The organism is Acidovorax sp. GW458-11-26-14-TSB4 (genome assembly GCF_059423865.1).
Window position 1 is genome coordinate 20,429 of sequence record NZ_JBWKYR010000023.1, and the last position, 12,932, is coordinate 33,360.

10 protein-coding genes are annotated in these 12,932 nt (G+C 68.6%); 7 read left to right on the forward strand and 3 right to left on the reverse strand.

Translation table 11 applies throughout. The annotated features are described in order from the left end of the window. Positions 1–17: 17 nt before the first annotated feature. From AC07X5_RS27860 to AC07X5_RS27880, 5 genes are all read left to right on the forward strand, one after another. Entirely contained in the window at positions 18–1,322 is a 1,305-nt protein-coding gene (locus AC07X5_RS27860; protein ID WP_494772774.1) for a DUF3422 family protein, read from the forward strand. A 147-nt stretch (positions 1,323–1,469) separates the two neighbouring features. Next, positions 1,470–2,390, forward strand: a complete 921-nt coding sequence (locus tag AC07X5_RS27865; RefSeq protein WP_494772775.1) for a DMT family transporter — start codon at positions 1,470–1,472, stop codon at positions 2,388–2,390. Between the two features lie 92 nt (positions 2,391–2,482). Further along, positions 2,483–3,286 (forward strand): SDR family oxidoreductase, encoded by an 804-nt coding sequence (locus AC07X5_RS27870; RefSeq protein ID WP_494772776.1) that lies wholly within the window; start codon positions 2,483–2,485, stop codon positions 3,284–3,286. Between the two features lie 244 nt (positions 3,287–3,530). Further along, entirely contained in the window at positions 3,531–4,640 is a 1,110-nt protein-coding gene (locus AC07X5_RS27875) for a TRAP transporter substrate-binding protein (RefSeq protein ID WP_494772777.1), read from the forward strand. Next, on the forward strand, positions 4,637–7,300 hold the full coding sequence (locus tag AC07X5_RS27880; RefSeq protein ID WP_494772778.1) for a bifunctional diguanylate cyclase/phosphodiesterase: 2,664 nt from the start codon (positions 4,637–4,639) through the stop codon (positions 7,298–7,300). The genes AC07X5_RS27875 and AC07X5_RS27880 overlap by 4 nt, the downstream gene beginning before the upstream one ends. Positions 7,301–7,316: 16 nt before the next feature. Here AC07X5_RS27880 and AC07X5_RS27885 read toward each other — a convergent pair whose 3' ends face one another. Further along, positions 7,317–8,216 carry a DMT family transporter gene (locus AC07X5_RS27885; RefSeq protein ID WP_494772779.1) on the reverse strand — a complete coding sequence of 300 codons (900 nt, stop codon included), beginning with the start codon at positions 8,214–8,216 and terminating at the stop codon, positions 7,317–7,319. 90 nt (positions 8,217–8,306) lie between these two features. On the opposite strand from AC07X5_RS27885, the gene AC07X5_RS27890 reads away from it, so the two are divergent. Both AC07X5_RS27890 and AC07X5_RS27895 read left to right on the forward strand, forming a co-directional pair. Beyond that, positions 8,307–9,290 (forward strand): quinone oxidoreductase family protein, encoded by a 984-nt coding sequence (locus AC07X5_RS27890; protein WP_494772780.1) that lies wholly within the window; start codon positions 8,307–8,309, stop codon positions 9,288–9,290. Continuing rightward, on the forward strand, positions 9,287–10,132 hold the full coding sequence (locus AC07X5_RS27895; protein ID WP_494772781.1) for an NUDIX hydrolase: 846 nt from the start codon (positions 9,287–9,289) through the stop codon (positions 10,130–10,132). The genes AC07X5_RS27890 and AC07X5_RS27895 overlap by 4 nt, the downstream gene beginning before the upstream one ends. On the opposite strand, the gene AC07X5_RS27900 is transcribed toward AC07X5_RS27895, so the two are convergent. Together AC07X5_RS27900 and AC07X5_RS27905 are read right to left on the reverse strand one after the other, a co-directional pair. Next, complete coding sequence (locus tag AC07X5_RS27900) at positions 10,119–11,774, reverse strand: Na/Pi cotransporter family protein (RefSeq protein ID WP_494772782.1); 1,656 nt, start codon at positions 11,772–11,774, stop codon at positions 10,119–10,121. The genes AC07X5_RS27895 and AC07X5_RS27900 overlap by 14 nt on opposite strands. A 319-nt stretch (positions 11,775–12,093) precedes the next feature. Next, positions 12,094–12,921, reverse strand: a complete 828-nt coding sequence (locus tag AC07X5_RS27905) for a phosphodiesterase (protein ID WP_494772783.1) — start codon at positions 12,919–12,921, stop codon at positions 12,094–12,096. Between the last annotated feature and the right edge of the window lie 11 nt (positions 12,922–12,932).

Below are 12,932 nucleotides of genomic sequence, written 5' to 3' on the forward strand. Positions count from 1 at the left end.
CCTTCCCCAAACCACGCATGCCTGCCCCTACCAGCCTCCAGCAGCACCCGCATCGGGCCCTGCTGCACAACGAGATCCATGCGCGCCCGCCAGAGGCCATGGCGGCGCCGCTGGCCATCGCCCACATCGTGATGCTGGCCGACGCTGCGGGGCGCGAGGCCAGCCGCGCCCATGTGGCCGCGCTGCTGCGCAACCACCACATGGCCTTGCCCGATGCCCATACCACCCATCTGCGCATGGACCTGGGTGCCTTTCGCATGCGCTGGGAAATGCACACGGAATTCGTCACCTGGACCTTCATGGTGCCGGCACAGGTCGATGCCTTCGGCGACCGGGATCCCGTGGGCGCGGCCGAGGCCGTGCCCCAGGAGTGGCTGGCCGCATTGCCGGGCCAGTGCCTGTGCAGCCTGAACCTGTGGGTGCTGCCCACCCACACCTTCGGTTCGGGCTCGCTGGTCAAGCATGTGCTGCACGAGGACACGCTGGTCGCCTCCACCGTGGCCGATGGCCATGGCGAGGTGTACACCGACTTCGCCATCCATGCCGATGGTTTCTCGCGCATGGTGCTGCTGGCCGGCGGCATGACGCCGCGGCGCCTGGGCCGCCTGGTGCAGCGCCTGCTGGAGATCGAGACCTACCGCATGGCCGCGCTGCTGGGGCTGCCCGCCGCGCGCGAGGCTGCCAGCGTGCTGGCCTTTGCCGAGCGCGAGCTGGCCGAACTGGCAGAGGCGATCCGCAGCGCCGACCGGGACACCGAGCCCGCATTGCTCGACCGGCTCACGCGCCTGGCCGGACAGGTCGAGAGCCAGTACGCGGCCACGCATTCACGCTTTTCGGCCAGCAGCGCCTACTTTGCGCTGCTGGACAAGCGCATCGAAGACATTGCCGAATCGCGCCTGGCGGGCATGCAGACCATCCGCGACTTCATGGACCGGCGCCTGACGCCCGCGCGCAGCACCTGTGAGTGGGCGGCCCGGCGCCAGGACGCGCTGTCGCAGCGCGTCTCGCGCATGAGCAACCTGTTGCGCACGCGCGTGGAGATCGAGCAGCAGCAAAGCAGCCAGGCGCTGCTGGCCACCATGAACCACCGCCAGGACCTGCAGCTCAAGATGCAGTCCACGGTGGAAGGCCTTTCGGTGGCGGCCATCACCTATTACATCGTGGGCCTGGTGAGCTACCTGGCCAAGGGCGCCCAGAAGATCGGCTGGCCGCTCTCGGCCGAGACCACGGCGGCCCTGGCCATCCCGCTGGTGGCCGTGGGCGTCTGGTGGTCGCTGCGCAAGTTGCACCACCGGATCTTCCACAAGCCCCTGGGCCACTGAGGCGCCTCTTGCCAGGGCCATCGCGTATCGCGGGGGCGGTGGAACAGAGGACCGATGGCATGGGTCTTTCCTCCCATGCCACACTCGTGCCCGCACCCGGCCGTTCCTGCCTTGCCGGCATGCCCAGAAACATCGGCGCAAGATCCCGTGTCCAACACCCCACCTTCACCGCCGGGCCGGCACCTGGCCTCCGGCCTTCTGCTGGCCCTGTTCGGTTCCATCGCCTTCAGCGGCAAGGCCATCATCGTCAAGCTGGCCTACCGCCACGGCGTCGACGCAGTCACGCTCATCATGTACCGCATGCTCTTTGCGCTGCCCATCTTCGCCGCCATGGGTTGGTGGGCCAGCCGGGGCAAGGCGCCGCTGTCGCGCAAGGACTGGCTGGGCATCGTCGGCCTGGGCATCACCGGCTACTACCTGGCGAGCTTTCTCGACTTTGCCGGCCTGGCCTACATCAGCGCCAGCCTGGAACGGCTCATCCTGTACCTCAACCCCACGCTGGTGATGATGCTCGGCTGGGTCCTGTACCGCCGCGGCATCCGTGGCGCGCAGGCACTGGGCATGCTGGTGAGCTATTGCGGCGTGGTGCTGGTCTTTGGCCACGAGGTCACCCTGCAGGGCAGCAATGTGGCGCTGGGCACCGTGCTGGTGTTCCTGAGCGCGGTGAGCTACGCCATCTACCTGGTCTACAGCGGCGAGATGGTGCAGCGCATCGGTTCGCTGCGCCTGGTGGGCCTGGCCACCACGGTGGCCTGCCTGTGCTGCCTGCTGCAGTTCGTGGTGCTGCGGCCCTTGTCCGCTGCCGTGGTGGCGCCGGAGGTGATCTGGCTGTCGGTGCTCAACGCCACGCTGTGCACGGCCGTTCCGGTGCTCATGGTGATGATGGCCATCGAGCGCATCGGTGCCGGCATGGCCGCACAGATCGGCATGGTGGGGCCCCTGTCCACCATCCTCATGGGGGTGTGGATCCTGGGCGAGCCCTTCACCGTGTGGGTGGCCTGCGGCACCGCGCTGGTGGTCGCGGGGATCTTCGTCTTCACGCGCATGTCCCGCAAGCCGGCGGCGTGAACCCCGTTGCGGGCAAGGCTGTCCGGCTCCACTTATGATTTGGCCAGCGCAAGCGCGGTGTGCGCTTGCAGATCAAAGACACGGAGTTGGATATGGATCTCGGAATCGCGGGCAAGTGGGCGCTGGTGTGTGGTGCGAGCAAGGGGCTGGGCTTTGGCTGCGCCCAGGCCCTGGTGAACGAGGGCGTCCACGTTGTCATCAACGCGCGCAATGCCGATGTGCTGGCGCAGGCCGCTGCCCGCCTGCAGGCGCAGGGCGCCGCCGCCAAGGTGCAGGTGGTGGCCGTCGCGGCCGACATCACCACCCCCGAAGGCCGTGCGGCCGTGTTTGCAGCGCCAGGCGGTCCAGGGCTGGGCTTCGACATCGTGGTGACGAATGCAGGCGGCCCGCCGCCCGGCGATTTCCGCAACTGGGACCGCGATGCCTGGATCAAGGCCGTGGATGCCAACATGCTCACCCCGATCGAGCTCATCAAGGCCACGGTGGACGGCATGGCAGAGCGCGGCTTTGGCCGCATCGTCAACATCACCTCCAGTGCGGTGAAGGCGCCCATCGACATCCTGGGCCTGTCCAACGGCGCACGCAGCGGCCTCACGGGCTTCGTGGCCGGTGTCGCGCGCAGCAAGCTGGCCGCCGGCGGCGTGACCATCAACAACCTGCTGCCGGGCAAATTCGATACCGACCGGTTGGCCGGCACCATCGGTTCGGGGGCGGCCAAGGCCGGCGTCAGCGTGGAAGAATTCCGCAGGCTGCAGCAGGCCCAGATTCCGGCCGGCCGCTATGGCACGGCCGAGGAGTTCGGCGCCATCTGCGCTTTCCTGTGCAGCGTGCAGGCCGGTTACATGACCGGCCAGAACGTGCTGGCGGACGGCGGCGCATACCAGGGCACGTTCTGAGCGGTCCGGCGTCCGTGCCGCCCTGCGTGGCAGGCGTGGCGCCTTGGTGTCCCTCAAGACCGGTGGAAAGAGGCGGGGGCCGGGTGTTGCAGGGGGCGCTTTTCTGCGTGTTTTCCCGGTATTGGATGGAGGCTGCAAAGGCACAATGGACTGCTTTCCCTATTAGAGTCCGTTGTGTTTTGCACGCATTGTTCCCATACTTTGGGAAACTAGGACGAAAAATAAGGCCGGAGATACCAATGCCATGAACCTGTCCCGTGTCCTGACAGCCCGATTCGCCGCACTGGCCCTGCTGGGTGCAAGCGCGTGGGCGTGCGGCAGCGGTGCTGCGTGGGCGCAGGCGGCCGGGGCTGCGCCGGCGGCCAAGACGGCTGCGCCGTACAAGCTGCGCATTGTGGGGGGGCTGGCCGGCATCAACCAGTACACACGGCAGGAAGAGCCGTTCTGGAGCAAGGACCTGGCCCGCCTGAGCGGCGGCAAGTTCGAAGCCGAGATCGTGCCCTTCGACCGCGCCGGTGTGCCCGGCGGCGAGATGCTGCGCCTGCTGCAGCTCGGGGTGGTGCCCTTCGGCACCACGCTCATGAGTTCCTTCTCGGCCCAGTACCCGGAGTACACGGCGCCCGACCTCGCGGGGCTGAACCCCGACATCGCCACGCTCAAGAGCACGGTGGCCGCATTCCGTCCCTACCTGGAAAAGGCCTTGCGCGACCAGCACGGAGTCGAAGCCCTGGCCATCTACGTCTACCCGGCCCAGGTGGTCTTCTGCAAGAAGCCCTTGCGCAGCCTGGCCGACCTGTCGGGCCGGCGCACCCGCGTCTCCTCGTCGAGCCAGGCCGACTTCGTCGGCGCGCTGGGGGGCATTCCCGTGCTCACGGGCTTTGCACAGATCGTCACCAGCCTGTCGGCCGGCAATACCGAGTGCGCGATCACCGGCACCATGTCCGGCAACACCCTGGGCCTGTACACCATGACCTCCCACCTGCACGCGCTGCCGGTGACCTGGGGCCTGGCGGTGTTCGCCGCCAACCAGGCAGCATGGGAGGCCCTGCCTCCCGACCTGCGGGCGCTGCTGCGCCGCGAACTGCCCCGGCTGGAGGCCGCGATCTGGGAAGAGGCCGAGCGCGAGACCGCCGACGGCATGGCCTGCAACCGCGGGGCGGCCAGCTGCACCGGCGGGCGCAAGGGCAACATGGCCATCGTGCCCGTCTCCGAGCAGGACGAGAAGAGCCGCCGCGAGATCCTGGCCTCCACGGTGCTGCCGCGCTGGGTGCAGCGCTGCGGCCCGCGCTGCGCCGATATCTGGAACCGAACCATCGGGCCCGTGCGCGGCCTGGTCGCGGCGCCTGGCAAATGAACCCATCCTCGCCAGCGCGCATCAAGTTCTACGTCTCGGGGGCGGTGGCCTTCTTCCTCGCGTCGGTGGTGCTGGTGGCGGCTGCGCTGGTCTGGAATGCACGCCAGGTGGCGCTGGCCGACAGCGCCACGCAGGCCACGCGCTTCGTGGCGGGTGCGGAGGCGGCCCTCAATCGCTCGCTGTTGGCGGTGGACGTGCTGCTGGCCAGCATGGACGAACTGCTGGGCCTGTCCACCGCCATGGTGGAGTGGATCGACTCTGAAGGCGCGAGCCAGCGCCTGCGCAGCTCGGCGCGCCAGAACCTCATGGTGCGCTATGTGGCGCTGGTGGATGCCCAGGGCAAGGTAATCGCGTCTTCCGACGCGGCGGGCAGCCGGCTGGCGCTGGACCTGCCGTCCGGCTTCCTGGACGAGGTGCTGCGCCAGTCGGTCTCCACCCTCATGGTCAGCCAGCCCGTGGTGAGCTTTGCCAGTGCCGAGCGGGTGCTGTATTTTGCGCGCCACCTCAAGATGGCCGACAGCTCGCGCGTGGTGGCGCTGGCCGAACTGCCCGTGGCCTCGCTCAGCTCGGTGCTGGTGCAGGGCGTGGACATCAGCGGCCTGCAGGTCACGCTGGAGCGGGCAGGCGGGCAGATGCTGCTGAGCGTGCCCAGCCGCGAGGACGTGGGCACCCATACGCTGTCACCGCCGCTCGATGCCCTGGACGAGCGGGGCCCGCAATGGCGCGCCCCCGCACGCCTGAGCGGCGAGGTCGCGCTGGTGGTGTACCGCCCCATTCTCTACCAGGACCTGCGCATCTCGGCCAGCATCCCGCAGCGCGATGCCCTGGCCTCCTGGCGCACCGAGCGCAATGCCGTGGCCCTCACGGCGCTGGCCTTCCTGGCCATGATCCTGGCGGCAGGCGGATTCGCGCTGCGCTACATCGACCGCATGACGCAGGCCCGCCTGGCCATTGCCCAGAGCAAGGCCACGCTGGACCAGGCCCTTGAATCCATGGTCAGCGGCTTCGTGCTGCTCGATGGTACGCAGCGCGTGGTGCAGTGGAACCGGCGCTTTGAGGAAATCTTTCCCTGGCTGCAGCCCATGCTGGCACCCCAGGTCCCGTTCCGCCAGGTGCTCGAAGAGAAGGCGCGGCACCACCTGCCGCAGGCTTCCGATTCGGAGCGCGCGCTGTGGATCGAGCACCGCCTGGCCCTGCAGGCACAGCCCCAGGGGCCGCACGAGCAGTCCCTGCCCGACGGCCGGGTGATCCAGATCACCGAGCGCGTGACGCCCGAATCGGGCCTGGTCATCACCTACCACGACGTGACCGAACTGCGCCAGGCCAGCGCCGAGATCGAGAGCCTGGCCTTCTTCGATCCCCTGACCAACCTGCCCAACCGGCGCCTGCTGATGGACCGCATGCAGCAGGCCACGGCGGCCAGTGTGCGCAGCGGCCAGCACGGGGCCCTGCTGTTCCTGGACCTGGACCACTTCAAGACCCTGAACGACACCCTGGGCCACGAGGTCGGCGACATGCTGCTGCGCCAGGTGGCGCAGCGCCTGAAGACCTGCGTGCGCCGGGAGGACACCGTGGCCCGCCTGGGCGGCGACGAGTTCGTGGTGATGCTCAGCGACCTGTCGGAGCACAGCAGCGAGGCGGCGGCCTATGCGCGCCGGGTGGGCCAGAAGATCCTGCGCAAGCTCAACCAGCCCTACACGCTCGGGACCCACACCTACCACAGCACCCCCAGCATCGGCGCCACGCTGATGGGCGGCGCGATGCAGCCTTCGGTGGACCTGCTCAAGCAGGCCGACATCGCCATGTACCAGGTCAAGTCGCAGGGCCGCAATGCGCTGTGCTTCTTCGACCCGCAGATGCAGATCGCGATCAGCCAGCGCGCGCAACTGGAAAGCGATCTGCAGGCCGCCCTGACCGGCCGCCAGTTCGTGCTGCACTACCAGCCCCAGTTCCACCTGGATGGCCGCATCGTCGGGGCCGAGGCGCTGATCCGCTGGCGCCACCCCGAGCGCGGCCTGATCGGGCCGGGCCACTTCATCGGCGTGGCCGAGGAGAGCGAGCTCATCGTGCCCATGGGCCACTGGGTGCTGCGCACCGCCTGCGAGCAACTGGCCGCCTGGCAGGGCGATGCGCGCTACCGGCATGTGCAGCTGTCGGTCAACGTCAGTGCGCGGCAGTTCCGCCAGCGCGATTTCGTGGCCCGCGTGGTTGAGGTGCTGCGCGAGACCGGGGCCCGGCCGCACCTGCTCAAGCTCGAGCTCACCGAGTCGCTGGTGCTGGACAACGTGGACGACACCATCGCCAAGATGGGCCTGCTCAAGACCAAGGGCGTGCGCTTCTCGGTGGACGACTTCGGCACCGGCTATTCCTCGCTGGCCTACCTCACGCGGCTGCCGCTGGACCAGCTCAAGATCGACCAGTCCTTCGTGCGCAACCTGGGCGTCAAGCACACCGACGACGTGATCGTGCAGACCATCATCGGCATGGCGCGCAACCTGGAACTCGACGTGATCGCCGAAGGCGTCGAAACCCAGGCCCAGAAGGACTTCCTGGCCCTGCACGGTTGCCAGTTCTTCCAGGGCTACCTCATGGGCCGCCCGGTGCCCGTGGCCGATCTCGAAGACCTGCTTGGCGCGGGCAGCACGGCGCTCACGGCGTGACGGGCCAGGCCCGCCGTCACCGGCGTGACGAAACGACGATGCCGCCGACGATGAGGGCAAACGCCAGGCCGTGGAACAGCTGCGGCGTGTCGCCCAGGAAGGCCGCCGACAGCAGGGCCGCGAACAGCGGCGTGAGGTTCACGAAGAAGCTCGCCAGCGCCGGCCCGGCACGCTGCACCCCCACGCCCCAGAAGCGGTAGGCCAGCACGGCCGGCCCCACCGCAATGAAGGCCAGCGCGGCGATGAGCGGCCAGCCCCACTCGATGTGCGTGCGCCCGCTGGCCCACTCCAGCCCGGCAAAACTGCCAGACCAGGCCAGGCCGAAGACCATCTGCGCCATCAGGAAGGCTGCCCAGTCGCCGCGGATGGCCGCAGGTTCGCGCGTACCCGAGAGCATCCAGCTGTAGAAGGCCCAGGAGATGGTGGCCAAGACCATGAACAGGTCGCCCGGCACCAGGCGCAGGGCCAGCAGTTGCCCCCATTCGCCGCGCGAAAGGACCAGCAGCACGCCGCACATGGACAAAAAGGCTCCCGCCACCTGGCGGCGCGTAACCGGCGCCTTGAAGAACAGCGCGCCCACGGCCAGCATCCAGATGGGCATGCTGGAGCCCACCAGCGTGGCGTTGATGGGCGTGGAAGTCTGCAGCGCCATGTACTGCAATGCGTTGTACAGGCCCACGCCGAAGAGGCCGAGCAGCGCATAGCGGCGCCAGTGGGGCCACAGCGCGCTGTCCCAGCGCAGCACGGCGTGCGCCAGCGGCAGCAGGATGCAAAAGGCCAGGACCCAGCGGATGAAGTTCAGGGTGAGGGGCGGAATCAGGTCGTGCACCAGCCGGCCGACCACGGCATTGCCAGCCCACAGCATCGGCGGCACCACCAGCATCGCCGCCGTGCCGGGCGTGAGTCTTTGTGTCATCCCGCTAATGTATCGGCCCATGCCGGGCAAGCCTTGCAGATTCATGGCACGATGCCGCCGATCGTTCCAAGCCACCAGGAGACCAGAACCATGAGCCTCGCCGTCCAGATCCGCCAGCATGGCGGCCCCGAAGAACTCCACCTCGCCGATGTCACCGTGGGCGATCCCGGCCCGGGCGAGATCCGCATCCGCCACCACGCCATCGGGCTGAACTACATCGACGTCTACCACCGCACCGGCCTGTACCCCCTGTCCATGCCGGCCACCATCGGCATGGAGGCCGCGGGCGTGGTCGAGGCTGTGGGCGAGGGGGTCACGCACCTCAAGGCGGGTGATCGCGCCGCCTATGCCAGCCAGCCGCCCGGCAGCTACTGCGAAGTGCGCGTGATGCCCGCCAAGTGCGTCTGCAAGCTGCCCGATGCCATCAGCTTCGAGACCGGCGCCGCCATGATGCTCAAGGGCCTCACGGCACAGTACCTGCTCAAGAAGACCCTGCCCGTGCAGGGCCTGCAGGCGGGCGACCATGTGCTGTTCCACGCCGCTGCCGGCGGTGTGGGCCTGATCGCCAGCCAGTGGGCCAAGGCCCTGGGCCTCAAGCTCATCGGCACGGCCGGCACCGACGCCAAGTGCCAGCTGGCGCTGGCCAATGGTGCGGCCCATGCCATCAACTACAACACCGAGGACTTCGCGGCCCGCGTCAAGGAGATCACCGGCGGCCAGGGTGTGAAGGTGGTGTACGACTCGGTGGGCAAGGACACCTGGGACAAGTCGCTCGACTGCCTGCGCCCCTTCGGGCTCATGGCCAGCTTCGGCAATGCATCGGGCCCGGTGCCGCCGTTCGCACCGGGCGCACTCGGTGCCAAGGGCTCGCTCTACGTCACGCGCCAGACGCTGTTCACCCACATTGCCACGCGCGAGAGCACGCAGGCCATGGCCGACGACCTGTTCGCGGTGGTCGCCAGCGGCCAGGTCAAGATCCACATCGACCAGCGCTACCCGCTGGCCCAGGTGCAGCAGGCGCACCGCGACCTGGAAGCGCGCAAGACCACCGGCTGCACCATCCTCACGCTGTGAGCACGCCCACCCAGACCTTTGCCGGCTGGCTGGCTGCGGCGCGGGTGGCCGCGCAGCAGGCTCCGGCGCAGGCCCGGCAGCCGCTGCTCGTGGCGGGGCAGGTGGTGGGCTCGGTGGCCGAAGGCCTGCTGGATGCCCTGGCTCCCGGGGTGGAAGGCGGCCATCGCCTGCAACGCGGGGCGCGTGGCTGGCACCTGGACGTGGCGCCGGACGCGGCCACGGCCGCACTCAACGCACTGGCCGCAGCGCTGCGCGCGCGGGAGCGGTGCGGCCCCTGGCGCAACGAACAGCTGGCCGTGCCCAACGCCCAGGGCGAGGTCGTCGCTACGGTAGAGCGCGGCGCCGTGCGCGTGCTCGGTATCGCCACACGGGCCGTACACTTGGTGGGCCTGGCGCCCGACGGGCGCATGTGGGTGCAGTTGCGCTCGCACACCAAGCCCAACAACCCGGGCATGTGGGACACGCTGATGGGGGGCATGGTCGCCGCCGTGGATACGCTCGACCAGGCCCTCGCGCGCGAGACCTGGGAGGAAGCCGGGCTGCGTACGGCCGAGCTGGCTGGCGTGGCCCATGGCGGCCATGTGCTGTTCTCGCGGCCCAGCCGCGAGGGCGGCGGCATCGGCTACATGGTCGAGCGCATCGACTGGTTCCGCGCCACCGTGCCCGAGGGCGTGGAGCCCGCCAACCAGGATGGCGAGGTGGAGCGTTTCGAGTTGCTCGACCTGGGCGAGGTGCAGGACCGGGTGGCCCGCGGCGAGTTCACGCAGGAGGCCGGGCTGGTGATCGGTGGCTACCTGGATAACGCGGCGGCTGGGGCGCAGCAGCGCATCATTCAGGAGTGACGGCAGCCCGCAGCCTGCTCGGTGCCAGCGCGCCGGCCGACTCCAGGATCGGATAGGCCACCGAGCACAGCAGCGAGTTGATGCGCTTGAGCTCGCTGATCAGGTCGATGTGCAGCGAGCTGGTCTCGATGCTCTGCACCGTCTTGTCCGACAGCCGGACCAGGTGGGTGGCCGAGTAGGCGCGCTCCAGGTCGCGGAAACGTGCTTTTTCCTCCAGCAGCTTCTGCGCATCGCGCACGTTGCCGTTGAGGAACACGCTCATCGCCAGGCGCAGGTTGTCCAGCAGGCGGGCGTGCAGCTCGTTGATCTCTTCCATGCCGGCTTCGGAGAAGCGGCGGCCTTTCTTGATCTTCTTGTCCTCGATGTCGATCAGCACGCGCTCGATGATGTCGCCGATCTGCTCCATGTTGATGGTGAAGCTGATGATGTCGGCCCAGCGCCGGCTTTCGCGCTCGTCCAGGGACTCGCGCGAGATCTTGGTCATGTAGTACTTGATGGCCGAGTACAGGCCGTCCACCTCGTCGTCGAGCTTGCGCAGCTCCTGCGCGAGCTGCAGGTTGTCCGTGCGGATGACCGTGTGCAGGCCGATCATCATGGACTCGACCACATCGGCCTGGTGCAGCGCCTCGCGCGCCGCGCACGAGATGGCCAGTGAGGGCGTGGCCAGGGCCGACGGGTCCAGGTGGTGCGGCCGCCGGCCGGCCGCCGATTGGGCCTTCTCGCGCGGCAGCAGGCGCGCCACCCAGTCGGCCACCCAGTGGGTGAAGCCGATGAAGCCCACGCTGATGATGACGTTGAAGCCCAGGTGGAACAGCACCACCCCCTGGCCCCGGCCCGGCAGCTGTGGCTGCACATAGGTGAGCCACAGCCCGATGAAGGGCGCCACCAGCAGCACGCCGAGCAGCTTGAAGGCCAGGTTGCCCACCGTGACCTGGCGCACCTCGATGGCCGACTTGGCCGTGGTGAAGACGGCCAGCAAGCCGCTGCCCAGGTTGGCACCCAGCACCAGGCCCAGGGCCACGTCCAGCGGCACCACCTGAGACGCCGCCATGGCCGCCAGCAGCAGCACGATGGCCAGGCTGGAATAGGCCAGCACCGCCAGCAGCGCGCCCATGAAGATTTCCAGCACGATATCGCTGTTGAGCGAGCCCAGCATGGCCTTGATGATGGGCGACGCCAGCATGGGCCCGCTGGCCTGCACCACCATCTCCAGCGCCAGCAGCATCAGCCCCAGGCCGATGAGCACCCGCCCCACGCGCCCGGCCGTGCTGGCCTGGCGCGAGATGAAGAGCACCACCCCGACGAAGATGAACAGCGGCGACAGCCAGGACAGGTCAAACGAGAACAGCACCGACATCAGGGCCGTGCCCACGTCGGCGCCGCGCATCACGGCCAGGGCCGCAGGCAGGGTGATGAGCCCCTGGCCCACGAAGGACGAGGTCATGAGCGAGGTGGCCGTGCTCGACTGCACCAGCGCCGTGACGCCCATGCCCGAGAGCGCCGCCGTGAAGCGGTTGCCCATGCTGCGCGCCAACATGGTCCGCAGGTTGGCGCCGAACACGCGCAGCACACCCGTTCGCACGAGGTTGGTTCCCCATACCAGCAGCGCAACCGCTGCCAACAGATTCAGGAGATGCTTCATTAGTAAACGCTAACTTTTCTTCTTGTGACGTGCACTGCCAAGCATGCACCGTGCCCGCACGCGGGTCGGCTCCATCCGTCCATTTCCACATTGTGGGATTGCAGGGCGCTGCAGCACCCTGGGCGGGCGCGGAGAAGGGCTGCGGCGCGGAGCGACTCCGGGGTGGAGTGGGCGCTCGCAGACAATAAAGGCACCCGCCATTGTCATAAAAATGACACATAACGGACGCGCAAGCATACTCCTGAATCCATAGCGCGGGAAGCATGCCCATGAGCCGACCGGTGTGTTGTCCGCTTCGGACAGGACCGGCCGGCACGCGCTAGTCGATCAACTGCCCGCCGTCATGGAAGGGAAAGGGGCCCGGGTAGCTGCCGCTGGCCACCAGGTGGCTGACCAGCCGGCCACCAGCGGGCAGTGCATGCAGTGCGAACCCGGGGGGCTCCAGCGTCCAGGCCGAGGCGGCGGCGGGCGCCAGGTCCAGGCAGACCTGGTGGGCGGGCGAGGGCACGGTCATCGCCAGGGTGCCGCCAAAGCGCACCTGGATGCTGCGGTGCAGGTGCCCGCAGACGATGCGCTCCACATTGGGGTATCGGGCCACCAGGGCCTCCAGCTCCCGGGCGCCCTGCAGCAGCCCGATGTCGTCCATGTGGCCGATCAGCGTGCGGAACGGTGGGTGGTGCATGGCGATCACCACGGGGCGCGTGCGGTGGGTCTCCAGCTCGCGCGCCAGCCAGGCCAGGCGCTCGGCGCACAGGCCGCCCTCGCTGGCACCGGGCACCACCGTGTCCAGCGCGACCAGTGTCAGTGCGCCCACGGGCACGCTGTACTGCACGAAGCCCTCCGTCCCCAGGTAGTGGTGCTCAGGAAAGCTGGCCCGCAATTGCTGGCGCTCGTCGTGGTTGCCGGGCAGCAGGTAGGTGGGCAGGTCTCCCAGCGGCTCCAGCAGCCCGCGCAGGTGCTCGTACTCCGCAGCGCGGCCGAAATCGGTCAGGTCCCCGGTGATCACCAGGGCCGTGGGCTGCTGCGGCAGGCGCAGGATGGTCTGCACTGCCTGTGTGAGGTAGGGCGCGGTGTTGATGCGCCCATAGGCCAGGCGGCCGGGTTCGCGGATGTGCAGGTCGGACAGTTGCAGCAGCAGGGTGGTCATGGTTGTCGAAG

Bases quoted from the DNA above. Each gene is read 5' to 3' on its own strand.
- AC07X5_RS27860 (WP_494772774.1), top strand. From the start codon at position 18: ATGCCTGCCCCTACCAGCCTCCAGCAGCACCCGCATCGGGCCCTGCTG.
- AC07X5_RS27870 (WP_494772776.1), top strand. From the start codon at position 2,483: ATGGATCTCGGAATCGCGGGCAAGTGGGCGCTGGTGTGTGGTGCGAGC.
- AC07X5_RS27875 (WP_494772777.1), top strand. From the start codon at position 3,531: ATGAACCTGTCCCGTGTCCTGACAGCCCGATTCGCCGCACTGGCCCTG.
- AC07X5_RS27880 (WP_494772778.1), top strand. From the start codon at position 4,637: ATGAACCCATCCTCGCCAGCGCGCATCAAGTTCTACGTCTCGGGGGCG.
- AC07X5_RS27885 (WP_494772779.1), bottom strand. From the start codon at position 8,216: ATGACACAAAGACTCACGCCCGGCACGGCGGCGATGCTGGTGGTGCCG.
- AC07X5_RS27890 (WP_494772780.1), top strand. From the start codon at position 8,307: ATGAGCCTCGCCGTCCAGATCCGCCAGCATGGCGGCCCCGAAGAACTC.
- AC07X5_RS27900 (WP_494772782.1), bottom strand. From the start codon at position 11,774: ATGAAGCATCTCCTGAATCTGTTGGCAGCGGTTGCGCTGCTGGTATGG.
- AC07X5_RS27905 (WP_494772783.1), bottom strand. From the start codon at position 12,921: ATGACCACCCTGCTGCTGCAACTGTCCGACCTGCACATCCGCGAACCC.